Genomic DNA, 21,558 nt, shown 5'->3' with positions numbered 1-21,558 from the left:
ATCTTGTGTCTATGTTGTCGAAGACCGCGACCCTTGCCCTGCCCGCACCGCCGAAGGCCACGCCCGCCGCCGAGAAGGCCTACCGCCACGTCAAGCAGCTCGTCCTGACCGACGAGCTCCCGGGCGGCACGATGGTCAGCGAGGGCGACATCGCCGCCCGGCTCACCATGAGCCGCACCCCCGTCCGCGAGGCCTTCCTGCGGCTCGAGACCGAGGGCTGGTTGCGCCTGTACCCCAAGCGGGGTGCGCTCGTCGTCCCCGTCGCCGCCGGTGAGGCGCAGTCCGTGGTCGACGCGCGACTGCTGCTCGAGGTGCACGCCGTCGAGGCGCTGCGCAACCGCGACGAGCGCGAACGGCTCGAGGCCCGGCTGCGCGCGTCGATCGACCAGCAGCGCGACGCGCTCGACCGCGGCGACATCGACGCGTACGCCGAGCACGACACCGAGTTCCACCTGACCATCGTCGCCGGGGGCGGCAACCCGCTCCTCACGAGCTTCTACGTCACTCTGCGCGAACGGCAGCGGCGCATGGTGGCCCGCTCGCTGTGGCGCGACGAGGGGCGGGCCCGCGCGTTCGTCGACCAGCACGAGCACCTTGCCGCGGCCGTCGGCGCCGGGGCCGTCGCGGAGTTCAGGGTGGCGCTCCGCCGCCACCTGGACCACGCCCACCTGCCCGAGCGTGCCGCCGAGGCCGGTGAGGCCCGATGACCGCCGTCGCGATCGAGCTGGACCGCACACCCCAGACGCGGTTCGGCGGGCAGTCACGCATCTGGCTCGGCGTCGCCGCCTCGATGTTCACCGTCGCGTGGGGCGGCAACGAGTTCACACCCCTGCTCGTCCTGTACCGCGAGGTCAGCAGCTTCTCCGCACTCACCGTCAACGTGCTGCTCGGGGCGTACGTGCTCGGCATCGTGCCCGCGCTGCTGGTCGGCGGCCCCCTGTCCGACCGGTACGGGCGCCGACCCCTGCTGCTGCCCGCAGCGCCGCTCAGCCTGGCCGGCTCGCTCGTGCTCGCGCTCGGCGCGGACTCACCGGTCGCCCTGGGCGTCGGGCGCGTGCTGTGCGGTGCCGCGCTCGGGCTCGTCATGGCCGTCGGCACCACCTGGGTCACGGAGCTCTCGGCCGGGACAGGCGACCCGCGCGCCGGGGCCCGTCGGGCCTCGCTCGCGCTCACCCTCGGCTTCCTCGTGGGTGCCGGGGTCGCCGGCGCCCTCGCCCAGTGGGGGCCGTGGCCCACGCACACGTCCTACCTCGTGCACGTCGTGCTGACCCTCGGAGCCTGCCTGTGGCTCCTCCGGGTGCCCGAGACGCGCCACCGCACCGCCCTGGGCGCTCAGCTGCCCCTGCGGGACGACCTGCGCATCCCCACCGTCGCCAACCGCCGGTTCCTGCGCGTCGTGGTGCCGCTCGCGCCCTGGGTCTTCGGCTGCGCCGGATCGGCCTACGCCGTGCTGCCCGGGCTGATGCGGGAGCACTCCGGCGGCCTGCCGGTCGCGTTCTCCGGACTGCTCACCGTGCTCACGCTCGGCTGCGGCGTCGGCATCCAGGTGCTCGGCCGGGCCATCGACACCGACCGCAGCGCCCGTGCGTCGGTCGTGGCGCTCGTGATCGTCGTGGTCGGCATGGGTCTCGGGGCGCTCGCCGCCGACCGGCTCGCCCTGCCCGTCGTGCTGGTCGCTGCCGCCGTGCTCGGCATGGGCTACGGGCTCGCGCTCGTCGCCGGGCTCAACGAGGTCCAGCGCATCGCGGGCCCCGACGACCTCGCCGGGCTCACTGCCGTCTACTACTCGGTCGCGTACGTCGGGTTCGCCGTCCCCGCACTGCTCGCGATGCTGGCCGGCTGGTGGAGCTACCCGCAGATGTTCCTCGGAGGGCTCGCGATCGCCCTCCTGTGCCTCGCCGTCGTCGGTGCGGCCTGGAAGGCGCACCTGCCCACGCGTCGGGTGACCCTCACCACATCGACCGCCGTGACCAGCGGAACCATCGGCCTGGCGGGCACCCGCGGCACGGACTCGTGACGAGACAGACCGCTCCGGTGCGGTAGAGTCTCCGTGTTCCCAAGGGAACGTTCGGGCTGTGGCGCAGCTTGGTAGCGCACTTGACTGGGGGTCAAGGGGTCGCAGGTTCAAATCCTGTCAGCCCGACCAATCAGGCCTGGTGAGACGGTGTCTCACCAGGCCTGAGGTGTCTCTAGACATGCTCGATCCCGCATTTCCCCCGCGTTTATCGCGCCGCGTCGCACGGACGCACCAGGTCGTGCACGCGATGTCGGGCAACGGCGTGCATCGCCGTCGCGCCTTGCTCGCCGTCGCGCACACCTTCGTGTATGAACACGAACGAGCCAACCACAAGTGCCTCGCCACACTCGACGGCGACGGCCTCGAGCCGCTGCTCAGCATCGAGACACTGGCGGAGTACGTCGGTGTGCCGGCTTTGGCTCTTCTCGAAGAAGACGTGGCTGACGATCGGGCTCGTAGCCGCCGGGATCGCGATCGCTGCCACGGGGTCGGGCTCGTCGCCGAGCTCGGTGCCGGTGTGGTCGGTGGCGGCGCCGCGGCGTACCTTGGCGTGTCTCTAGACGTCGCCGGGGTGGCGTCCACCACGACCGTGGCCGCGGGATGGACCGCTGGGTGCCGGTGGCGTCGCGGCAGCCATTGACGGCTCGTACTGCTTCGCCGAACAGGACCGTGCAGCCTGCGGGGGAATGACGAGGGGAACGCTCTCGATGGACAGTGGTGCGCGCGGCCTTCCCGCCGACATCCTCAGCTGGCAAGGTGGCCTGACTTCGCAGCAGAAGTTCATCTTGGAGGGGTACTCGAAGGGCGGAGCGCTCGGTGGGCTCATGTTCGGTGGGACCGGTCTTGGGGTCGACGGCCTGGCCTACCAGCACGAGTACGGGCACGGCGCGGAAGGGTGCGACCCGTGACACGTCACACGTGGGCCGCCCACGTCAGTGCGGTGGAACGCGGCCTCGAGGATACCTGGGGTCCGCGCCTGAGCCCACGAGCACGCGAGCACATGCGCGGTGTCGTCGTGCTGGCGGAGGTCTCGACTGTCGTCCTCGTCGTCTGGCTCGTCGTGTCGGTTGTCGCAGCGGTGGTGTGGCGCGTCGGGCCCGAGCTCGTCGCGGCGCTCGTGGTGGGCATCGCCGCGCTCGGCGTGCTGGCAGCGCGAAGGATGCGGGCGTGGTCCCTGCTGATCCACCAGGTGCAGAGCGACCTGGGCCTCGACTACTCGCGCTGGATCGCACCGATCACGCTGCGGCACGGTGTCGCCGCCTTCGACGCCAGCGTCGTGCGGGCTCGGGAGTACGAGGCCCTCGCCCCGGGAGAGCCCACGGTGGTCGACGGGACGGGATGGGGAGCCGCGTGGGAGCGCCGGCTCGCCCGGTTCTGGGGGGACCGGTACGACGCAGCGGCTGTCCACGCGCAACGGGTCACGGCCCAGTGGGTCGGCCTCCGGGCCGTCGCGGTCATCGCGGTGCCGACGGTGGGGATGCCCGCCGTGCTGACCGGGCAGCCCTGGGCGCCCGCGGTTCTGCTCGGTGCGATCGTGGCCGGAGGTGCGGGCACGTGGGGGGCGGCGCGGGCGCGCCGGCGGACCCGGGCCGCTGCGGCGCACCATCTTGGCATCCCGGAGCGGCTGAGCGGGAGCCTTCCCGTCACACCCGACCTCGTCGCGTTCGACGCGGCCGTGGAGTCGGCCCATGCGCGTTCGGGCACGCCTCCGACACCTGGTAATTGCCTCAGTGACTAGTCGTCGGACACGAGTGTCGTTCGGCTGCTAATCGAGCGCAGCCAGCGTTGAGCCGGACATGTCGAGGCCGTACGGCATCTGGAATCGTGACGACGTCATGCAGCGCGGGTACACCTCGCCACCCCTCGACTCCGATGCCGGGGAGGAACTACACCTAGACATCGGTATGGGCGACTAGCCGGAGCATCGCGCGTCGTCGCACGCGCAGGCGCCGGCCAGCCGGAGCCGCGGGATGGGGGCTGCCATGGTCGAGATGATCGACCAGTTCTTCGGCCGTGGACCGCAACCCTCGAGCGGGCTTGACTTTGCCGGCCGCGGTGCGTGCGCCGTTCGGCGACATCCCACCCGCCGAGCACAAGGCCATCAAGCAACGAAGAAACGCTGCACACGACATTGGGAACCCGCGAACCCAACCCCCAACGAACGCCCAGGCCGGGGCAGCACGTGACTCCAGCGCCATGAGAGCACAGAGCGTGCGGACCGCGTCTGTCGTTGGGTCGTTGTCCGCGGCCGTGCGGCTTCCACCCCCGCCGTCGGGGATGCGAACGAGCCTCTTGGCGACGATGTGGATCAACGAGCCCGGGCAGGGGCTCGTAGCAGTTCGCCGAGCGGCGGGTGGCTGCCCGGCAAGCGGGTCGGTCGCGCTCGGCCAGTCGTAAGGCCTGCCGGAGGGGCCAGGTTTCGGGGCGGTCGTGACCGGTGGGGAGTTGTCGGAGGAGGCACTTTTGGTCATGAAGGCCTTCGACGTCGGGGCGAAGCTGTGGGGAACAGGAACGGCAGTCGACTGGATAGCGTCGTGCCATGTCGAAGAGTGAGGTCGTGGGCAACACAGGACGAGGCGGCAGGCGAGCGCGGACCCGGGTGCTCATCGAGGCCAGGTGGCAGAGCCGGCTGGGTGACGACGGCGTCGACGGGATGCTCCGCTGGCTCATGTTGGGGCTCGCCGCGGGGCCGGTCGCCGTCGGCCTGCTCATCGCGGTGATCTCGCTCGAGTGGGCCGATGTGCTGCCACCGCCAGTCGCCGCCGCCATCTTCATGGGTGGTCTCGGCGGGTACTTCGTCGGAATGGCGGCGATCTTCAGGGGGATCAAGATGCGGGTGGGGCGGCGACTTGGTTTCGCCCGACGGCAGAGTCGTCGGTTGAAGCTGGACAGCCCTACCCGCTTCGATGCCTCCGTGCAGCGGATCCAGGCCAAAGCACAGGGGTGAAGACCTGCTCACGACGTCATCCCGGAGCTGCTGATCGGTAGGTCCGGGGCTGGGTCCCGGCACAGGCGCCAGATGCGGACCGTCGCGGTCGACGAACCGAGGGAGCGACCGTGAAGGTGTGGGCGTTGCCGGGCCGCCGTGGTGTCGTTGAACGCGATACCGCGGCGGTCTCAGTGGGTCAACGCACCACGATGATCACTTCGTGGAGGCAGACGTGCAGGCGGGTGGGTTGACGGTTGAGCAGCAGGACGAGCTGTGGCGACGGTGGCGGGAGGGTGAGGCGCTGCGCAGCGTCGCCCGCCAGCTGGGGGCGCCGGTGCATCACATTCGCCGGTACGTGGCGCAGACCGGCGGGGTGCGGCCTCGGCCAGCGGGGCGCTCGGCGCGGCACTTGTTGCTGCGAGAGCGTGAGGAGATCTCGCGGGGGCTGGCGGCTGGACGGAGCATGCGGCAGATCGCCGACGCGCTGGGCCGGCCACCGTCGACGGTGTCGCGGGAGGTGGCTCGCAACGGCGGCCACGACGCCTACCGGGCGTATGACGCCGACACTGCCGCGTACGGGCGGGCGAGGCGACCGAAGGTCGGCAACTGCACGGCAACGCCCGGCTGCTCGCGGCGGTCGTGCAGGGCCTGGGTAAAGAGTGGTCGCCTGAGCAGATCAGCCACCGGCTGCGCCTGGAGCACCCAGATGACGTGAGCATGCGGGTGTCGCACGAGACGATCTACCTGAGCCTGTTCGTCCCGGCCCGCTCGCCGTTGTCACCGCGGCTGACGCAGCGCCTGCGCACCGGTCGGGCGATGCGCTATCCGAAGGTGGCCCGTCAGCCTTCCGGCCGTGGCCGGCTGCGCGGGATGGTGCCGCTGCGCGAGCGCCCTACCGAGGCCGAGGACCGCCGGACGTTGGGGCACTGGGAGGGCGACCTGGTGATGGGCCGGCGCCCGTCGGCGGTCGCGACGCTGGTTGAGCGCTCGAGCCGATACTTGCTGCTGGTCGCGCTACCTGGGATCACGGCCCATGCGGTGCAGGCGGCGCTGCGCGACGCGCTGCACCAGGTTCCATCTCAGCTGCGCCGCTCGCTGGCGTGGGACCGCGGCCGCGAGATGGCAGCTCACGCCGAGCAGACCGCCCAGACCGGGTGTCCCGTCTACTTCTGCGACCCGAAGAGCCCGTGGCAGCGCGGCACCAACGAGAACACACACCGGCTGCTGCGCCAGTACCTCGCTCGCAGCGAGGACCTGCGGGGGCGTGACCAGCGCGCGCTCGACGAGGTGGCGGCGCGGCTCAACAACCGGCCCCGGCGGGTGCTGGGCTGGCGAACCCCGGCCGAGGTCTACGCCGAGGCGACCGCCAGGCAGCACGCGACCGTTCCGTAGGGGTTGCTGCACGGAGACGTTGCCCTGCACACCCCGTAGCCGGGACACCCCGGCCCGACCGCGCCCGGGGCCGCACCACTTGCGCCAGATGAGTGCGTGCGGGGTCGCCCGTGGTTGCGGGGCTCCTATGCTGCTTGCGGTGAGCGCCCTATCGCTGCCTGACCCGGACTTGTCCTCCGGTGGCGTCCTGTTGCGACCGTGGCTCGCCGACGAGGCAGTCGCTCTGCATGCGGCCTTCGCTGACCCGGAGGTGCTGGCGTTCACATGGCCGTCCCCTGACCCTTACCTCGTCGAGGACGCGAAGCGGTTCTTGGAGGACCAGCAGCGCTCGCGGATCGCGGGGCAGGAGTTGCAGCTGGCGGTGGCGGCGTGCGGCACGGGGACGCTGTGGGGCGGTGTGTCGCTGTACGCGGTCGATCTGACGCAGCGACGGGCGTCCATCGGGTACTGGCTCACGACGGCGGCGCGTGGTCGGGGTGCCGCGACCACAGCCGTTCGGCTGCTGACGGGTTGGGGCTTCGACGCCCTGAACCTCGCGCGCGTGGAACTGACCTGCGGCCCCGACAACATCGCCTCGCAGCGGGTAGCTCAGCGATGCGGCTTCCGGCGCGAAGGCGTGCTGCGCTCGCACATGACGTTCAAATCGGGTCGCCGGGACACCGTTGTCCATAGCCTGCTGGCTGGAGACCTCGCCGAGTGAGGGCCGCGCTGCCGCGAACTGTCCGGTGCACGAGACGCTCGCCGCTGCCCTGTGTTGGGCCTGCGTTCCGCGGGCCGTTGCGCAACGATGGCCCGCGGCGTGGCCAGACGCTCGCGTCTGTAGTAGCGGCCATAGGACGCGGCGCCATGGCCTGACCGGGTCGCCCGGGGCTTCGGGGCGGTCGGTCGGCCCAGCGGAGCGTTCCGTAGGGGGTTCCTCCACTGGGACATGTCTCGCTCACCCCCAACAACCGGGACACTCCATCCCTGGCGGCGGCCCGGCGTGCGCCCCTCGGGCCATGATCGGGCGTCTGAGCCGTCGCGGCATGGCCGTGAGCCCGCCCCGCAGGAGGCGATGCCAAAGGTTAGGGGAGCGCGAGCACCACGCGGTGGCCCTCGATGCGTGCTCTCACCTGGCGGAAGTCGATCACTCGTCGGAGATCACGGGTGAGGGGTGACTCGTAGCCACCGACGACGACGGTGAACGCACCTGCGGCCCTCGCGGCCTGCAGGCCCGCTTCAGCGTCCTCGAAGGCGGCGCAGTCCTCCGCGGAGACCCCGAGCGCGGCTGCCGCACGCAGGAACCCGTCAGGAGATGGCTTGCCAGCCTCGACGTCTTCCGCGGCCACGAGCACGGTGGGACACGACAGGCCAACTGCCGTCAGCCGGCGTACGGCGAGCTCCCGCTCAGCCGACGTCACCACGGCGACGCGTGCGTCGGGCAGTGAGGCGAGCAGATCGCGTGCTCCGGGGATCGCGATGATCCCCTCAAGGCGTACGAGTTCGTCGGCCTCGATGTCGGCTGCGACGTCGCGTGCCTGGTGCGGGTCCGGCAGGAAAGCGGTCACTGTGTCAATGGTGCGGCGCCCGTGGGAGAAGCGCAGCACCGCTTCAAGGTCGACGCCGTGCGTGGCGGCGAACTCACCCCAGACAGCCTCGACGACAGCGGTGGAGTCCACGAGCGTGCCGTCCATGTCGAGCAGAACAGCCGCGACGGCCAACTCGTACGCGGGCGGCATCCCTCTATCGGCGGCGTTGAGCGGGCGGGTCGTCACTTGTCGGACACTACCTCGGCGAAACGCACGGTGAGCGGGCGAGGACGACCACGCGATCCGCCTCGGGAGCCAGCGTGCCGCATGTCATCTGCAAAACGGCATGAGCGCGGCACCGGCCGCCGCGGGGGAGTGTTCCGTAAGGGGAACCTCCAACGGCCCACTCAGTGACCGAGGCGCTAGGATCGTGCTGAGCGTCGTGCTTTGTCCCGTAAGACCCGCCCGGCGCAACTGTCCGGCAAACCGGCTCAGGCTCCGATCTCACTGTGGCCGAGGTGGTGCGCCTTGAGGCATGCTTGATTGATTGGCGAATACGTGGCCAGCGGGAGATCGCAGTCCCCACGTTTACCCCACGGATACGTGGCATGTCGACGCTCGACAATAGCCAACGATGCGTGGTATCCGCCGCCGCGCACGGCGTAAATCCGCAGATCACGCGCGGTTTCACCAAAAGATGCAAGACGCCGGGGGAGATGCCCGCGGCCCAGGGATTCTTCAAGGGTCGCAGGTTCAAATCCTGTCAGCCCGACAGAGTTTGTACAGGTCAGGGTCTTGCTGGGGGTACTCCGGCAGGGCCCTGATCGCATGTTCGGGGGTCGTGGACCCTCCGGGAGCGGACGGGGCGGCTGCAGGCGGGTAATCCGGCGTCAGCGCTCCTCTCGAGGGCTCAGCCACCGCGCGACGACGCTCACGCCGTCGAGCGCGCTGAGGCTACGAGGCGCCTTGCGCCCGGCTGGGGGTGGGAGACGGACCTGCTGCGAACCACGCTCGGTACCCCTGACCTGGCCGACACCGTCGTGCACGTCGATCTCGTCGTGACTGACGTCAGCGCCGCCTGACCGGGCATCGACGATCTCGGCCACGGCCGACCTCCTCCGGATGGCGAGGAGCTCGGCGTCGCCATACTCTCGTCGAGACGGAATCGATTCTCTCACGGAGGTACCACTATGCCCACTGAGGACGAATTGCTGACGCGCGTCGAAAGTGTTGAGACCGAGCTTGCGGTGCAGGCAGCGACCGCTGCGGGTGTGGAGTCGACTCAGGCGGCAGTGACTGCCGGAGCGCAGGCGACGCAAGCCGCAGCCCAGGCGGGAATGACCGCGACTGCCACTGCCGTACAGGCTGGCAATGTCGCCACGATGCTGGCAGGAAGCGCAGGCTTCGTCGTGGGCATCTTCTTGGGAATTGCCATCGCCAAGCGGTAGGTGGTCCTCGCCGCGACCGAGCCGCCTGCTTGGTGTGGGGCGATGCCTTGCCGGCTCTTCACGGCTGGAAGGCAGGGTGAGTCGGTCGGTAGTGGGACGTATCAGGCCCGTGACCTCAATGCTCATGGCTGTGTCGAACAGTTGACGAGACATCGAGGTCACGGGCCTGTCTCGTTTCTCGCACGTTCCCCGTTGGTTTTGCCGCGCCGCCACGATTCGGTTTGAGAATGCGTTAGCCAGCCGCATGACCCTCGTTTGCCGGGATTGTTCCATCCGCACGAACGCGATCGCTCTGTCATTTGTGCACGTCGGGCCCGGCGTCCGGGCGCTGCGCGTCACGCTCGCCGCAGGATGATCATGAGGGCTCTTGACAACCGAGGGTGTGCTCGAGCCGGCCGTTGATCGCCTCGGGTGGGGCCGTTGCTGGTGCCGGGGCGGTCGACGTAGGCCAGGACGTCGTCGGCGCGCTCGTTCAGCGTCCGTCCCAGCGTGATGACGCTCGATGCAGCAGGGACGGCGTGGCTGCATCCCCAAGCAGAGGAGAGCCCCGTGGGCAAGGTGGTCATGTACAGCTCGGTGTCGGTGGACGGCTTCGTCGCGGACGCGGATGACCAGCCCGGACCGCTGTTCGACTGGTTGTCCAACGGTGAGGTGCCGTTGGACGAGAGCGGCGAGTTGAAGGTGTCGCAGACGTCCTACGACTACACCCGGCCGTACTGGGATCAGATCGGGGCGACGATCGTCGGCCGCCACGTCTTCGACCTGACGGACGGCTGGGACGGGAAGCCTCCGGGCGGGATCGACCACGTGGTCGTCGTGACGCACCGAGCGAAGCCCGACGGCTGGGACCCCGAGGCGCCGTTTCACTTCGTCGACGGCGTCGAGGCCGCCGTGGCCAAGGCACAGGAGCTTGCGGGTGACCGCATCGTCGAGGTCGCCGCTGGCGACGTCGGTGGCCAGGTGCTTGCCGCGGGCCTGATCGACGAGGTGCGCATGGACGTCGTACCCGTCGTGTTCGGGTCCGGCAAGCGCTACTTCGGGTCGGTCCACGCACAGCACCTGTTGGAGGATCCGGACGTGGTGATCCAGGGCAACCGGGTGCTTCACCTGCGCTATCGGGTGCGCCGTTGACCGATCTGAGCGGTGACGCGAGGAAGTCCACTGCGAACCGTGACACTAGACCGGGCCTCCGACCGCGTTTGCGCATCGCTGCCCTTGGGTCACCAGCCCGCGGGGGACCTCTGGCCCTGACGTCCGACGGGCACCCCGGTCGACGATCGAGGTGTGCCCAGCAGGGCGCGACTCGTCGTCGGACGGAGCTGGAGATGTCGCACGTGCTGGTGGCCTACGGGACGTCCCGGGGTGGTACGCAGGGCCTCGCCGAGCAGATCGCCCACGGCCTCGGCAGCCACGGACATGACACGACCGTCCGCGCGGCGGCCGAGGTCGCGGACCTGGACGACGTCGACGCCGTGATCGTCGCGGGCGCCCTGTACGCGGGGCGGTGGCACAAGGACGCGCGCAAGCTCGTCAAGCGGCAGGCGGAACGCCTGTCCGAGCTGCCGGTGTGGCTCGTCGCCACCGGACCGCTCGACGCGTCCGCGGAGGAGGGTCAGATCTCACCCGTCCCGCACGTACGGGAGGCGGCGGCGCGCATCGGTGCGCGGGGGGTCCAGACGTTCGGAGGGCGGCTCGAGCCCGACGCCAAGGGCTTCCCCGCGAGCGCGATGGCCAAGACCAAGGCCGGCGACTGGCGCGACGCCGAGCACGTCGCCCGGTGGGTCGACGAGGTGGACGGCCAGCTCCGGGCGTAGATCGACCGTGCCGCTCCCTCGGGACCGGCTCGGTGCGTGACGATGACGCGCGGGATCGCCCTGCGTCGCGGCCCTCTGCTGTGAGCAGATCACGCGGCAGCGAGCCGCCGCGCGGTCCTACGATCGGGCATGGCCGACATCGTCCTGCCCCAGCGTCCAGCCGTTCCCCCCGCGCCGCTGAGAGATGCGGGATCTGCCGAGGGGGCGCCGCGTGAACCGCTGTGGCGGCATGCCCTCGGTGCCCGCGTGCGAAGCCTCCGGCACGCGCGCGGTGAGACGCTCGGCGACGTCGCCAGCCGCGCTGGGGTCTCGCCGCAGTACCTCTCGGAGATCGAGCGAGGGCTCAAGGAGCCGTCCTCCGAGATGATCGCGGCCGTCGCGGGGGCGATGGATGCCACGCTGGTCGACCTCACGCTCGCGGTCGCAGAGTCCCTGACCAGCGCTCAGTTCGGCGCGGCACAGGGGCCGGTCTGCCGGGCCGCTCTCGCGCTGGCCGCGTGACCGGCGCGGCCGCCACGACCCGGCGCAGAGGCCGAACGTGCCGTCAGCGCTGGTCGATCACATGGTCGAGGAGGCCGTAGTCGCGCGCGGCGCGCGCGGTGAAGAAGCGGTCGTGGTCGGTGTCGGCACGAAGCGTCTCGACGCTCTGACCCGTGTGGCAGGCCAGCACGTCCTCGATGTCGGAACGGATGCGCACGACCTCGTCGGCCTGCAGGATCAGGTCGGGGATCGCGCCACGCCCGTGCGCTGCGGGTTGATGCAGGATGATCCGCGCGTGGGGCAGAGCCGCGCGTCTCCCGGCCGCGCCGGCAGCCAGGAGGACGGCACCGACGGCGACGGCCTGACCCACGCACGTGGTCGCGACCTGGGGGCGGATGAACCGGATGGTGTCGTAGATGGCCAGCATGGCGCTCGGGTCGCCGCCCTCGCAGTTGACGTAGAGCTGGATCTCGCCGTCCGGGTTGCTCGACTCCAGGAAGAGCAGCTGCGCGATCAGAGCATTCGCGACACCGGCGTCGATGGCGGTGCCGAGGTAGATGATCCGCTCGGTGAGCAGATGCGAGTAGACATCCATGATCCGCTCGCCTCGAGGATGCTGTGCGATCACCTGAGGGATCGTGTAGGTGCTCATCGGACCTCCTCCACGATCGCTCCGTGAAACCCCGTCATCACGCGATGCGAGGGTGCGATCTCCTCGAAGGAGCGCACGATCGTGTCGACGAACCCGTACTCACGGGCTTCCTCGGCCGTGTACCAGTGGTCGTGGATCGAGTCTTCGAAGACCCGTTCGACGCGCTGCCCGGTGTCTTCGGCGATCAACCGCAGCACGGTGTCTCGGGTGTGGCGAAGGTCGTCCGCCTGCAGCTCGACGTCGACCGCACTGCCTGTGATCCCGGCGGAACCCTGGTGCATCAGGATCCGCGAGTGGGGGAGTGCTTTGCGCTTGCCTCGGGTGCCCGCCGAGAGGAGGAACTGTCCGGCGCTGTACGCGATCCCGAACACGACCGTCGACACGTCGTTCGGGATCGTCCGCATGATGTCGCGGATGGCGAGCATCGCCGGCACAGAACCACCGGGTGAGTGGATCCACAACGCCACATCCGCCGACGGGTCCGCGGTCGCCAGCGCGATCAGCTGCGTGGCCAGCAGCGTCCCGTTGTCGTCATCGAGCGGCCCGTCGAGCACGAGCACCCGGCGCTCGTAGAACTCCTGTCGGATGCGTGGACTGAACAAGCGCGTCATCGGGGATTCACTCATGTCCCCACGGTGCACCGCTCATGGCTGCCCCGGGAGGCGTCTCTGCCGCCAGCAGAGCAGCCCTCGGCAGAGAGCTCGCACCGCGTCCCAGAGGTGGAGGTGCCGCTCAGACGCGCCGCTCACGGCGGTAGAGCGAGCGCGACCACGCCCAGCCGGCTGCGCCGAGCACCACGCACCAGCCGACCGCCTGCGCGGCCACCGCGCCCTCGAGCCCCGCGCCGCCGGCGAGCAGCCCGCGCGCGGTCTCGATGACGGGGGTGAACGGCTGGTGCTCCGCGAACACGCGCACGGCCGTGGGCATGGTCTCGACGGGGACGAACCCGCTGCCCAGGAACGGCAGGAGCAGCAGGATCATCGGTGTGTTGCTCGCCGTCTCGACGCTGCGCGCGTTGAGCCCCATGGCGACGCACAGCCAGTTGAGGGAGAGGCCGAGCAGCCCGAGCAGCCCGAGCAGGAGGAGCCAGTCGAGCGCGTCGGCGGCGGGGCGGTAGCCCATCGCGAAGGCGACGGCGAGAAGGGGGACGAGCGCGACCATCGCCTGCACGACGAACCCGAGCACGTGCCCGGACAGCACGGACCCCGGCGAGATCGTCATCGTCTTGAACCGCGCCATGATTCCGCTGGAGGCGTCCATCGCGGCGCTGATGGCGACCGACGTCGCCCCACCGACCACGGTGAGGATCAGGAGGGTCGGCGTGATGTACGCCAGGTAGGCGGCGCGCCCCTCGGCCCCCGAGGCGACGCCGGGCGCCACGCCGGCGCCGAAGGCCCCGCCGAAGACGTACACGAACAGCAGCAGCATCACGAGCGGGACGGCGACCAGGAAGACGGTCAGGCCCGGGTAGCGCACGGCGCGCAGCAGGCTGCGGCGCAGCATGGTCAGGACGTCGGAGACCGGGCGCAGGCGGACGGTCGCGGGTGCGGTGGGGGCGATGGTGGTCATCGGATCTTCTCCTTGTCGGCCGTGGCGGTGTCCTCGGGGTCGGTCTCGGCCTCGGCGGGCGGTTCGGTGAGCGCGAGGAACACGTCGTCGAGCGAGCCAGCGTCGTGCACGGCCTTGAGCTCGGCCGGCGTGCCCTCGGCGACGATCCGGCCGCCGTGCAGCACGGCGACCTGGTCGGCGAGCCGGTCGGCCTCCTCGAGGTACTGGGTGGTGAGCAGGATCGTGGTGCCGGCCGCCACGAGGGCACGCACCTCGTCCCACAGGGCGCGGCGGCTGCGGGGGTCGAGGCCCGTGGTCGGCTCGTCGAGGAAGACGACCGAGGGTGCCCCCACGAGGGTCATCGCGAGGTCGAGCTTGCGCTTCATCCCTCCCGAGTAGGTCGCCACGGGCTTGGCCGCCGCCTCGGTCAGACCGAACCGTTCGAGCAGCTCGGCCGTTCGTCGGCGACCCGCGGTGCGGCCCAGGTGGTTGAGGTCGGCCATGAGGCGCAGGTTCTCCGTGCCGGTGAGCAGCTCGTCGACGGCCGTGATCTGGCCGGTGACGCCGATCGACGCACGCACGGCATCGGGCTCCCGGGCGACGTCATGGCCCGCGACGCGCACGGTGCCGGCGTCGGCGGCGAGCAGCGTGCTCAAGATGCCGACCGTCGTGGTCTTCCCGCACCCGTTGGGGCCGAGCAGGGCTGTCACGGTGCCGGCGGGGACGACGAGGTCGACGCCGTCGAGCACGAGCTGCTCGCCGGACCTCGACCGATAGGACTTTCGCAGGCCGGCGACCTCGATCGCGGGCCCCTGGAAGGGGGTGGTCATGGCTTCTCCTTCGGGCGTGGTGGCGTGCGGGTGGTCTGGCGGGCCCGGGTCGGTCGGGGCCCGGGTCAGGAGTGCGGGCGTCGGACGACGACGTCGCCGTAGCTGGTGCTGGCGTGGACCTCGACCGTCAGGTCGCCCTCGTCGGGGCCGACGGCGTCCTGCAGGAGGTGGCGGAGCGCGCCGTGCTGCGACGTGGCGTCGAGCCAGGCGGCGGTGCCCTCGGGCACCCCGACGTCGATCGAGCCGTACGAGGTCTCGAGCTGGAGACGGCCGGCCGTCGCCTCCTCGACGCGGATGCTCCCGGACGCGCACCGCACCTCGGTCTCACCCAGCGACCGGCCGATCGCGATCGACCCGTGGGCGCCGTTCACCTTCAGGCTGGCGGTGGTCCGGCCGATCTCGGTGGATCCGTTGGGAACCTTGAGGACGGTGTCGCCGTCGAGCTCGCGGATGCGCACGCCACCGGCAGCGGCGACGATCGAGGTCGAACCGAGCGCATGCCCGACGACGACCGAGCCCGCCGATGCGCGCAGGTCGAGCTGACCGGCCACGTCGATCCGGATGTCCCCGGAGCGGCTCGTGAAGGAGCAGGCCGCGAGCGAGCCCTCGGTGAACAGGGGACCGAGCGCGGTGCCCTGCAGGGTGGATCCGGTCGGCACCTCGATCGTCACCTCGACGGCGGACTTGGTGAGGTGCCGCCACCTGCCGCTCGTCTGCACGGTGAGGGTCCCGTCGAGGAGGTCGACGCGGGTCTCGTCTGCGGATCGCACGTCGCCGGACCTGCTCGGGTCGCTGGGGCTGACGGTGACCACGGTGTCGGCGCGGTCGCTCGCGACGACGTTGACGACGGCGGCGGCGAGGTCGACCGCGACGGTGATCGGTTCTGGGGTCGCATAAGCAGGCATGGTGAGCGGGCCTCCGGAGGAGTGGGCGTCGCCCCGGGTGGCGGGACGCGAGTCTGCGTGCGGTGGTGGGTCAGCGCACCCAGCCGGTCAACCGGCCGGAGGTGCTGCGGGTACGTGCCGTGGCGCGGGACGGCGCGGCGGGCTGGAGCGCGGCCGCGACCGCACGCACCAGCCACGTGTTGACTGACATGCCCTCGCGAGCCGCTGCGTCCTCGACCTGTGCCTTGAGCTGGTCGGGGAGGCGCAGCGTGGTGCGCGAGGTGCTGACGTCGTCGGGTTCGAGGGCAGCGGGCCGGACCGGGTCCGCCGCCGCCGGAGGTGCGGCATCCTCGAAGTCCGAGGACGGGGCGGGGGTGACGACGAACTCTGGGTCGCGGCCCCGGAGGCGGACATCGACCGAGCCGGGGGCCAGCTCGGCCGTGATCTCGTTCGCCGCAACCGAGAGCGCCTCGAGCAGGACGAGGCGGACCGCGGCGTCGAGCGGGGCCGTCAGACGATCGGCGAGCTCACGAGCCTCGTCCCCGCCGGCGGAGGCAGCGGTGGCGAGCTGGTGGTGCAGCTCGGCGACGTATCTGTTCAGGTCCATGACACCACTGTGACACCACTTTGGCGCCACCACAAGGGTTATGGCGTCACGGTGGTGCGGTCCGGTGGCGAGGTGCTGCTGACAGGAGATGCGCAAGCAACTTGATCAAGCAGGTGTACGGTCGGGAGGTGCCCCATGAACCCGCGCCCGTCGCCGAGGTGACGCGCTCACTGCTCGACGTGCTGAACCCGATCGTGCGAAGGATGAACCTCGAACGGACGCTCTCGGCCGGCAAGGTCGGGATCCTGCGTCATCTGGTCGCTCGCGGGCGTGCGACCACGGCCGAGCTGGCCGTCGCCGTCCACGTCAGCCCGCAGGGCGTCTCGCTCGCAGCGCGCGAGCTCGAGCGGATGGGCTGCGTCGCCCGCATCCCCGACGAGGAGGACCGGCGCAAGGTCTGGATCGTCGTCACCGATGCCGGCCGTGACAGGTTCGCGCAGGAGTCGTGGGTGGGACACGAGTGGCTGGACCGTGCCATCGCCGAACGGCTCACCGACGAGGAGACGCGCACGCTCGAGGCGGGCGTCTCGATCCTGCGGAAGATCACCGCCGAGACCATCGATGACTGAGCCGCACCCCCGCCTGGTACCCGGTCTGATCTACGCCGCACTGTCGACGGCGATCGTCAGCTCGCTGGGCATGCTGCTCGTGCCGACGATCTCGGCCGAGATGGACGTGCCGGTCAGCACCGCGCAGTGGATGCTCACCATCAACCTGCTGGCGGGTGCGGTCGCGACCCCGGTGATGGGACGGCTGAGCGACGGACCGCACAAGAAGAAGCTCTTGCTCGTCGCCCTGTCGATCATCTGGGTCGGCTGCGTCGTTGCCGCCCTCGCGCCCACCTTCACGATCTTCCTGGTGGGACGAGCGCTGCAGGGCCTGACCTACGGCATCGTCGCGGTGACGATCTCGCTGGCGCGTCGTCACGTCTCGCCGTCGCAGGTGCAGGGCTCGATCTCGAGCCTGTCGGTCACCGTGGCGTCCGGGATCGGCATCGGCTACCCGCTCACGGGGATCATCGCGGGCCTGTTCGACTACCGGCTCGCCTTCTGGTTCGCCGCCCTGTTCGTGCTCACCGCGATCGTCGTCGTGGTGCGGACCGTGCCCGCCGGGCCGGACGCGACCGTGCGCCGGACGCCCTTCGACGTCGCTGGTGCCGGCCTGCTCGCTCTCGGGCTCGGGACCCTGCTCCTGGGCATCAGCGAGGGCCCCCGTTGGGGATGGGCCTCGCCGCGGATCGTCACGTGCATCGTCCTGGCGGTGCTCCTGCTCACCCTGTGGGTCCGGACGGAGCTGCGGAGCCCACACCCCCTGATCAACCTGCGGGTGTTCCGCCAGGGTGAGGTGCTGCTGGCCAACGGGACAGCGATCGGCCTCGGTGCGGCCATGTACATCGGGCTGTCGGTCGCCAGCCTCGTCGCCCAGGCGCCCGCGTCCACGGGGTACGGCATGGCGATGCCGGTCGTCTGGGCCGGGTTCGTGATGCTCCCGCTCTCGGTGGGCAGCTTCCTCGCGAACCGCGTGGTCCGCAGTGTGTCGCACCGGGTGCACCTGGCCACGCTGCTGCCGATCGGCGCGGGCCTGATGGCGGCGGCGGGGGCTCTGCTGTGGGGCGCCCACAGCGAGCTCTGGGAGCTGCTGCTCGGCATGTTCGCCTTCGGCCTCGGGATCGGCGCCAGCTACGCCGCGATGCCCGCCTTGATCGCGCGCAGCGTCGCGACCGAGGAGCTGGGCAGCTCGGTCAGCTTCAACCAGGTGCTGCGCACCGTCGGGAGCTCGTTCGGCACGGCCATGTCCGCAGCCGTCATCGCCACGAACATGGCCCCCGATCATCACCCCACCGGGTCGGGCATCACGGCGGTCCTCGAGATCGGCGCCCTGCTCTGCGCGGCGGTGTTCGCCGTCCTGGTCGTCCACGCACTGCTCACGCGCCAGGCGACGGGCGCCCTGGCGTCCCGGCGGTGGCAGGACCAGGGCCGCACCTAGCGGCGTCCGTACCATCACGCGGTGCTGCTCACCGCGGCGGCGCGCAGCTGCGCCCGCCGCTCGGCGTCGGCCGGAGTAGCGTGGGTCTCGCGCCAGGACGACGCCGATGTCGATGTTGATCTCGATGATCGGGTGGAGGACGGGATGGCCAAAAGACTTCCTCCTCCCGGGCCGCTGCCCGCCGGGCAGCACCCCGGCTGCGACACGTCGGGGATGATCCTCGTCCATCGGATCTTCCGCTGGCTGTATCGGCAGCTCCCTGAGCTGGTGCGCGAGGTCGAGCCCGGCGACACCGCACGCTCCGCGGTCGTCGGCCGCTACGCCCACCTCGACTTCTTCGCCCTGCACCTGCACCACGGGACCGAGGACATGGTGCTGTGGGACAGGCTGGTCTCGCGCGAACCCGCCTGCGCCCTGCACGTCGGTCAGATGCGAGCGCAGCACGCCGAGGTCGCGGTGTGGCTCGCGCGGATCGAGCCGATGTTGGAGCCCTGGGTGCTCACCGCCGATCCCCAGCGTCGCGACGCCTTCGCCACCGAGATCGAAGGTCTCCGCGACGTCCTGCTGGTGCATCTCGGGCAGGAGGAGGACGACATCCTTCCTGTCGCGGGCGAGGTGATGTCGCAGCAGGAGTGGGACTTCATGGAGGAGCACACACGCGCCACCCTCGTGGCCCACCGCAAGGAGCTCGGGAAGGACGTCCTGGCGTTGCAGCTCGGCCTGCTGATCGCGAGCGTGCCCGAGGCCGAGCGAGAGGACTGGGTCCGCACCAACGTGCCCGCCCCGATCCGGCTCCTGTATCTCCTCCTCATGAAGCGGAGGTACGACAGTGCGATGCGGGAGCTCTACGGCGACCGTCCCGTGCCCCCTGTGGTGTGACGCGGCGACCCCGAGGAGGAACTCATGTGGCGGCGCGTGACGCTCGACGTCCACCTCGATCACCCGCCGTCGCGCGTCTACCCGTACCTTGCCGATCCGGGTCGGTGGCCCGAGTTCGCGCCGTCGGTCGACTCCCGCCGCCCGCTGGACAGCGGTCCGCCGCAGGTGGGGAACCGGTGGGCGGCTGTCGACCGGTTCGGGCCGTTCCGGGTCCGGTTCACCGACGTGCTCGAGGCCGTCGAGCGCGACCGGCGCGTCGTGTGGCAGTCGACGTCGCCGTGGAACTCCCGCGTCGAGTACGTGTGCACGCCCGATGCCGGAGGCACGCGCGTCCATGCCGACTACGGCGGCGACGTCGCCGCCTGGCTCCGGCTGGTGGCGCTCCTGCCGACGTCCGTGCTGGCGCGGATCCTGCTGCGCGACTTCACCGGCCTCCGCCGGGTGCTCGAGGAGGCAGACCGGGCCCGCGCACCCCGGGAGTGACTCTGCCGGATGCCCCGACGCCCGGACCAGCCGGTCCGGGCGTCGGGGCATCTGACGGGTGCTGCGCTCCGGTCAGATCGCCATGCCCGCCTGGAACCCGGTGTGCACGGCCTCGGCGACCTTCGCGGGCTGGACCGCGTCGCCGACGACGTGCAGCTCGGCGACCCGGCCGGTCAGGGAGTCCGCGAGGCTCCTGTTGGCGCGCACCCCGAACGCGGTGATCACGGTGTCGGCCTCGATCCGCTCGGCGCCGTCGGGGCCCTTGACCTGCACGGAGCCGGGCTCGACGGCCGTGACGACATGCCCGGTCAGGACCCGCACACCCTGCTCGCCGAGCTGGCGGAGCAGCGCGACCCGGTTGTGGATCACCATGGTGGGCGCGATCTGCTCGGCCATCTCGACCACCGTGACGTCGCGGCCGTCCTTGGCGAGCTCGAGCGCCGAGTCGACGCCGGAGAGCCCGCCGCCGCACACGACCACGCGCTGCCCCACGGGTGCCCCGCGGTGGAACGCGAGCACGTCCACGACGCCGGGGGCGTCGATGCCCGGGATGCTGGGGACGACCGGCGTCGAGCCGGAGCCGACGACGACGGCGTCGGCCTCCAGCAGCTCGGGGGAGTCCGGCCCGACCTCGTGGTCCAGGTGCACGCGGACGCCCAGGTCCGCGAGCTCGACGCGCCACCAGTCGATCATCCGGTGCAGCTCGCGCTTGAAGTCGGGCGTGGCCGCGGGCTCGAGCACCCCGCCGATCGCGTCCGTTCGTTCGTACACGTCGACGTCGTGCCCGCGCGTGGCGGCCACGCGGGCCGCCTCGAGACCGGCAGGACCGGCGCCCACGACGGCGACGCGCCTGCGGGTGGGCGTCGGCAGCAGGACCCGGTCGGTCTCGTGGCCCGCCTGCGGGTTCACCGAGCACTCGAGGCCGCTCCCGCGGACCACGTTGCCGATGCACATCTCGTTGCAGCGGATGCACGGACGCACCGACGAGGCCCGGCCGGCGCGCACCTTCGCGGGCAGGTCGGGGTCGGCGATGAGCATGCGGCCGAAGCCGATGAAGTCGGCGACGCCGTCCCGCAGCGCCTGCTCGCCCAGCTCGGGCGTGAGGTTGCCGCACACCGCCACCGGGATGTCGAGCCCGGGCTTCACGGCTGCTGCATCGGGTAGGTAGACGCCGTCGCCCATGTAGTACGACGGGAAGGACCAGTCGATCGCCTCGTACGCGCCCGAGTCCACGAGCAGCACGTCCAGGCCGGCGTCCTGCAGGATGCGGGCCATCTGGCGGGACTCCTCGGCCTCACGGCCGCCCGGGAAGTGGTGCGTGACTGTGATGCGCATGGACAGCGGGAAGTCGGAGCCTGCCTCCTCGCGCACGATCCGCAGCATGTCCGTCGGGAACCGCATCCGGTTCTCCAGGCTGCCGCCGTACTCGTCCGTGCGGCGGTTCCACGTCGAGGACATGAACTGGTCGGTGAGGTAGCCGGTGTGCGCGTGCAGGTCGATCGCGTCGAACCCGCAGTCCAGCGTGCGGCGCACGGCTGCGCGGAACTGCTCGAGGATCTCCCCGATCATCTCCAGGCTGAGCTCGCGGCAGCGCTGCGCGGGGTCGGCGAGGATCGTGTTGTCGGACGCCGAGAACGCCGGGCCGCCGTCGGGCGCCACGGGCATGATCCGCCCGAGACCCGGGGTGAGGTTGGCGGCGATGAGCGCGCCGGTCGAATGGACCTGCGCCACTGCGTCCCGCAGCGGAGCGACCTGGTGGTCTGCGGAGATCGAGATGACCGACGGGTTGGCGAGCTCGGACACGGTCTGGGTCTGGATCGACTCCGTGATGAGCAGGCCGACGCCACCGCGGGCGCGCGCCAGCCAGTAGGCGAGGCCCACGTCGGAGATGGTGCCGTCGGGGTGGGTCGTGTGGGTGCCCATCGGGGGCATGAACATGCGGTTCGGCAGCTCGAGCGAACCCCAACGGGCGGGTTCGAGGATCCGTGAGAAGTCGGACATCTGACGTGCCTTTGCGGACGAGGGGTGAGACCTGAACATCGTTGCCCCGAAACGGACAGGGATGTCCGGACCTTCGTCCGGCCCCCGAGGGTAGGCACGG

General features: G+C 70.9%; 25 protein-coding genes, 1 tRNA gene and 1 pseudogene. 18 read left to right on the top strand and 9 right to left on the bottom strand.

Going from position 1 to position 21,558, the window contains the following annotated elements; genetic code table 11:
* Positions 1–11: 11 nt before the first annotated feature.
* The 10 genes from ACGIF2_RS02065 to ACGIF2_RS02020 all read left to right on the top strand — a co-directional run bounded on the left by ACGIF2_RS02065 (position 12) and on the right by ACGIF2_RS02020 (position 7,038).
* Entirely contained in the window at positions 12–707 is a 696-nt protein-coding gene (locus tag ACGIF2_RS02065; RefSeq protein ID WP_396043346.1) for a GntR family transcriptional regulator, read from the top strand.
* Entirely contained in the window at positions 704–2,017 is a 1,314-nt protein-coding gene (locus tag ACGIF2_RS02060) for an MFS transporter (protein ID WP_396042942.1), read from the top strand. The genes ACGIF2_RS02065 and ACGIF2_RS02060 overlap by 4 nt, the downstream gene beginning before the upstream one ends.
* Before the next feature lie 52 nt (positions 2,018–2,069).
* Positions 2,070–2,146: transfer RNA gene (locus tag ACGIF2_RS02055), tRNA-Pro, on the top strand.
* A 49-nt stretch (positions 2,147–2,195) separates the two neighbouring features.
* A complete protein-coding gene (locus ACGIF2_RS02050) occupies positions 2,196–2,657 on the top strand; it encodes a hypothetical protein (RefSeq protein ID WP_396042940.1) in 462 nt (153 codons plus the stop codon).
* A 46-nt stretch (positions 2,658–2,703) separates the two neighbouring features.
* Positions 2,704–2,925, top strand: coding sequence for a hypothetical protein (locus ACGIF2_RS02045; RefSeq protein ID WP_396042938.1), 222 nt, complete (start codon positions 2,704–2,706; stop codon positions 2,923–2,925).
* Positions 2,922–3,755, top strand: a complete 834-nt coding sequence (locus tag ACGIF2_RS02040; RefSeq protein WP_396042936.1) for a hypothetical protein — start codon at positions 2,922–2,924, stop codon at positions 3,753–3,755. The genes ACGIF2_RS02045 and ACGIF2_RS02040 overlap by 4 nt, the downstream gene beginning before the upstream one ends.
* 861 nt (positions 3,756–4,616) lie before the next feature.
* A complete protein-coding gene (locus ACGIF2_RS02035; RefSeq protein ID WP_396042934.1) occupies positions 4,617–4,964 on the top strand; it encodes a hypothetical protein in 348 nt (115 codons plus the stop codon).
* A 202-nt stretch (positions 4,965–5,166) separates the two neighbouring features.
* The gene (locus ACGIF2_RS02030; protein ID WP_396042932.1) at positions 5,167–5,661 is read left to right on the top strand and encodes a transposase; all 495 of its coding nucleotides are present in this window, start codon (positions 5,167–5,169) and stop codon (positions 5,659–5,661) included.
* Complete coding sequence (locus ACGIF2_RS02025; RefSeq protein ID WP_396042930.1) at positions 5,586–6,338, top strand: IS30 family transposase; 753 nt, start codon at positions 5,586–5,588, stop codon at positions 6,336–6,338. The genes ACGIF2_RS02030 and ACGIF2_RS02025 overlap by 76 nt, the downstream gene beginning before the upstream one ends.
* A 139-nt stretch (positions 6,339–6,477) precedes the next feature.
* Positions 6,478–7,038 carry a GNAT family N-acetyltransferase gene (locus ACGIF2_RS02020; protein WP_396042928.1) on the top strand — a complete coding sequence of 187 codons (561 nt, stop codon included), beginning with the start codon at positions 6,478–6,480 and terminating at the stop codon, positions 7,036–7,038.
* 364 nt (positions 7,039–7,402) lie between these two features.
* Here the strand turns inward: ACGIF2_RS02020 and ACGIF2_RS02015 are convergent, their stop codons facing one another.
* The gene (locus tag ACGIF2_RS02015; protein ID WP_396042926.1) at positions 7,403–8,092 is read right to left on the bottom strand and encodes an HAD-IA family hydrolase; all 690 of its coding nucleotides are present in this window, start codon (positions 8,090–8,092) and stop codon (positions 7,403–7,405) included.
* A 944-nt stretch (positions 8,093–9,036) separates the two neighbouring features.
* Between ACGIF2_RS02015 and ACGIF2_RS02010 the strand changes: the two genes are divergently transcribed.
* A complete protein-coding gene (locus ACGIF2_RS02010; RefSeq protein WP_396042924.1) occupies positions 9,037–9,294 on the top strand; it encodes a hypothetical protein in 258 nt (85 codons plus the stop codon).
* Between the two features lie 373 nt (positions 9,295–9,667).
* On the opposite strand, the pseudogene ACGIF2_RS02005 reads toward ACGIF2_RS02010, so the two are convergent.
* A pseudogene (locus ACGIF2_RS02005) lies at positions 9,668–9,809 on the bottom strand (transposase); the annotation flags it as partial.
* Between the two features lie 34 nt (positions 9,810–9,843).
* On the opposite strand from ACGIF2_RS02005, the gene ACGIF2_RS02000 reads away from it, so the two are divergent.
* The 3 genes from ACGIF2_RS02000 (at position 9,844) to ACGIF2_RS01990 (ending at position 11,609) form a co-directional block, all read left to right on the top strand.
* Positions 9,844–10,425 carry a dihydrofolate reductase family protein gene (locus ACGIF2_RS02000; protein WP_396042922.1) on the top strand — a complete coding sequence of 194 codons (582 nt, stop codon included), beginning with the start codon at positions 9,844–9,846 and terminating at the stop codon, positions 10,423–10,425.
* Positions 10,426–10,619: 194 nt separating this feature from the next.
* Positions 10,620–11,108, top strand: coding sequence for a flavodoxin domain-containing protein (locus ACGIF2_RS01995; protein ID WP_396042920.1), 489 nt, complete (start codon positions 10,620–10,622; stop codon positions 11,106–11,108).
* Positions 11,109–11,252: 144 nt separating this feature from the next.
* Positions 11,253–11,609: a helix-turn-helix domain-containing protein gene (locus tag ACGIF2_RS01990; protein WP_396043344.1), complete on the top strand. Its 357-nt coding sequence runs from the start codon at positions 11,253–11,255 to the stop codon at positions 11,607–11,609.
* A 43-nt stretch (positions 11,610–11,652) separates the two neighbouring features.
* Here ACGIF2_RS01990 and ACGIF2_RS01985 read toward each other — a convergent pair whose 3' ends face one another.
* The 6 genes from ACGIF2_RS01985 to ACGIF2_RS01960 form a co-directional block, all read right to left on the bottom strand.
* A complete protein-coding gene (locus tag ACGIF2_RS01985; RefSeq protein ID WP_396042918.1) occupies positions 11,653–12,240 on the bottom strand; it encodes a ClpP family protease in 588 nt (195 codons plus the stop codon).
* The gene (locus ACGIF2_RS01980; protein WP_396042916.1) at positions 12,237–12,866 is read right to left on the bottom strand and encodes a ClpP family protease; all 630 of its coding nucleotides are present in this window, start codon (positions 12,864–12,866) and stop codon (positions 12,237–12,239) included. Before ACGIF2_RS01980 ends, ACGIF2_RS01985 begins: the two co-directional genes overlap by 4 nt.
* 106 nt (positions 12,867–12,972) lie before the next feature.
* Positions 12,973–13,809, bottom strand: a complete 837-nt coding sequence (locus ACGIF2_RS01975) for an ABC transporter permease (protein ID WP_396042914.1) — start codon at positions 13,807–13,809, stop codon at positions 12,973–12,975.
* Positions 13,806–14,618, bottom strand: coding sequence for an ABC transporter ATP-binding protein (locus ACGIF2_RS01970; protein ID WP_396042912.1), 813 nt, complete (start codon positions 14,616–14,618; stop codon positions 13,806–13,808). Before ACGIF2_RS01970 ends, ACGIF2_RS01975 begins: the two co-directional genes overlap by 4 nt.
* 65 nt (positions 14,619–14,683) lie before the next feature.
* A complete protein-coding gene (locus tag ACGIF2_RS01965) occupies positions 14,684–15,523 on the bottom strand; it encodes a DUF4097 family beta strand repeat-containing protein (RefSeq protein WP_396042910.1) in 840 nt (279 codons plus the stop codon).
* A gap of 70 nt (positions 15,524–15,593) precedes the next feature.
* Positions 15,594–16,109, bottom strand: a complete 516-nt coding sequence (locus tag ACGIF2_RS01960) for a histidine kinase (protein ID WP_396042908.1) — start codon at positions 16,107–16,109, stop codon at positions 15,594–15,596.
* A gap of 128 nt (positions 16,110–16,237) precedes the next feature.
* On the opposite strand from ACGIF2_RS01960, the gene ACGIF2_RS01955 reads away from it, so the two are divergent.
* Genes ACGIF2_RS01955 through ACGIF2_RS01940 form a run of 4 tightly spaced genes read left to right on the top strand, consistent with a single transcriptional unit; the run spans position 16,238 to position 19,457 of the window.
* Positions 16,238–16,678, top strand: coding sequence for a MarR family winged helix-turn-helix transcriptional regulator (locus ACGIF2_RS01955; protein ID WP_396042906.1), 441 nt, complete (start codon positions 16,238–16,240; stop codon positions 16,676–16,678).
* Positions 16,671–18,095 carry an MFS transporter gene (locus ACGIF2_RS01950; protein ID WP_396042904.1) on the top strand — a complete coding sequence of 475 codons (1,425 nt, stop codon included), beginning with the start codon at positions 16,671–16,673 and terminating at the stop codon, positions 18,093–18,095. The genes ACGIF2_RS01955 and ACGIF2_RS01950 overlap by 8 nt, the downstream gene beginning before the upstream one ends.
* A gap of 21 nt (positions 18,096–18,116) precedes the next feature.
* A complete protein-coding gene (locus tag ACGIF2_RS01945; protein WP_396042902.1) occupies positions 18,117–18,974 on the top strand; it encodes a hemerythrin domain-containing protein in 858 nt (285 codons plus the stop codon).
* A gap of 24 nt (positions 18,975–18,998) precedes the next feature.
* On the top strand, positions 18,999–19,457 hold the full coding sequence (locus ACGIF2_RS01940; protein ID WP_396042900.1) for an SRPBCC family protein: 459 nt from the start codon (positions 18,999–19,001) through the stop codon (positions 19,455–19,457).
* Between the two features lie 72 nt (positions 19,458–19,529).
* Here the strand turns inward: ACGIF2_RS01940 and ACGIF2_RS01935 are convergent, their stop codons facing one another.
* Entirely contained in the window at positions 19,530–21,458 is a 1,929-nt protein-coding gene (locus tag ACGIF2_RS01935; protein WP_396042898.1) for an FAD-dependent oxidoreductase, read from the bottom strand.
* Between the last annotated feature and the right edge of the window lie 100 nt (positions 21,459–21,558).

The sequence above is a fragment of the Cellulomonas sp. P22 genome (genome assembly GCF_044392165.1).
Note: the sequence above shows the minus strand (reverse complement) of the source record. Positions and strands in the feature narration are given on the sequence as shown.

Bases quoted from the DNA above. Each gene is read 5' to 3' on its own strand.
- ACGIF2_RS02065 (WP_396043346.1), top strand. From the start codon at position 12: ATGTTGTCGAAGACCGCGACCCTTGCCCTGCCCGCACCGCCGAAGGCC.
- ACGIF2_RS02060 (WP_396042942.1), top strand. From the start codon at position 704: ATGACCGCCGTCGCGATCGAGCTGGACCGCACACCCCAGACGCGGTTC.
- ACGIF2_RS02050 (WP_396042940.1), top strand. From the start codon at position 2,196: ATGCTCGATCCCGCATTTCCCCCGCGTTTATCGCGCCGCGTCGCACGG.
- ACGIF2_RS02045 (WP_396042938.1), top strand. From the start codon at position 2,704: ATGACGAGGGGAACGCTCTCGATGGACAGTGGTGCGCGCGGCCTTCCC.
- ACGIF2_RS02010 (WP_396042924.1), top strand. From the start codon at position 9,037: ATGCCCACTGAGGACGAATTGCTGACGCGCGTCGAAAGTGTTGAGACC.
- ACGIF2_RS01995 (WP_396042920.1), top strand. From the start codon at position 10,620: ATGTCGCACGTGCTGGTGGCCTACGGGACGTCCCGGGGTGGTACGCAG.
- ACGIF2_RS01985 (WP_396042918.1), bottom strand. From the start codon at position 12,240: ATGAGCACCTACACGATCCCTCAGGTGATCGCACAGCATCCTCGAGGC.
- ACGIF2_RS01980 (WP_396042916.1), bottom strand. From the start codon at position 12,866: ATGAGTGAATCCCCGATGACGCGCTTGTTCAGTCCACGCATCCGACAG.
- ACGIF2_RS01975 (WP_396042914.1), bottom strand. From the start codon at position 13,809: ATGACCACCATCGCCCCCACCGCACCCGCGACCGTCCGCCTGCGCCCG.
- ACGIF2_RS01970 (WP_396042912.1), bottom strand. From the start codon at position 14,618: ATGACCACCCCCTTCCAGGGGCCCGCGATCGAGGTCGCCGGCCTGCGA.
- ACGIF2_RS01965 (WP_396042910.1), bottom strand. From the start codon at position 15,523: ATGCCTGCTTATGCGACCCCAGAACCGATCACCGTCGCGGTCGACCTC.
- ACGIF2_RS01960 (WP_396042908.1), bottom strand. From the start codon at position 16,109: ATGGACCTGAACAGATACGTCGCCGAGCTGCACCACCAGCTCGCCACC.
- ACGIF2_RS01950 (WP_396042904.1), top strand. From the start codon at position 16,671: ATGACTGAGCCGCACCCCCGCCTGGTACCCGGTCTGATCTACGCCGCA.
- ACGIF2_RS01940 (WP_396042900.1), top strand. From the start codon at position 18,999: ATGTGGCGGCGCGTGACGCTCGACGTCCACCTCGATCACCCGCCGTCG.
- ACGIF2_RS01935 (WP_396042898.1), bottom strand. From the start codon at position 21,458: ATGTCCGACTTCTCACGGATCCTCGAACCCGCCCGTTGGGGTTCGCTC.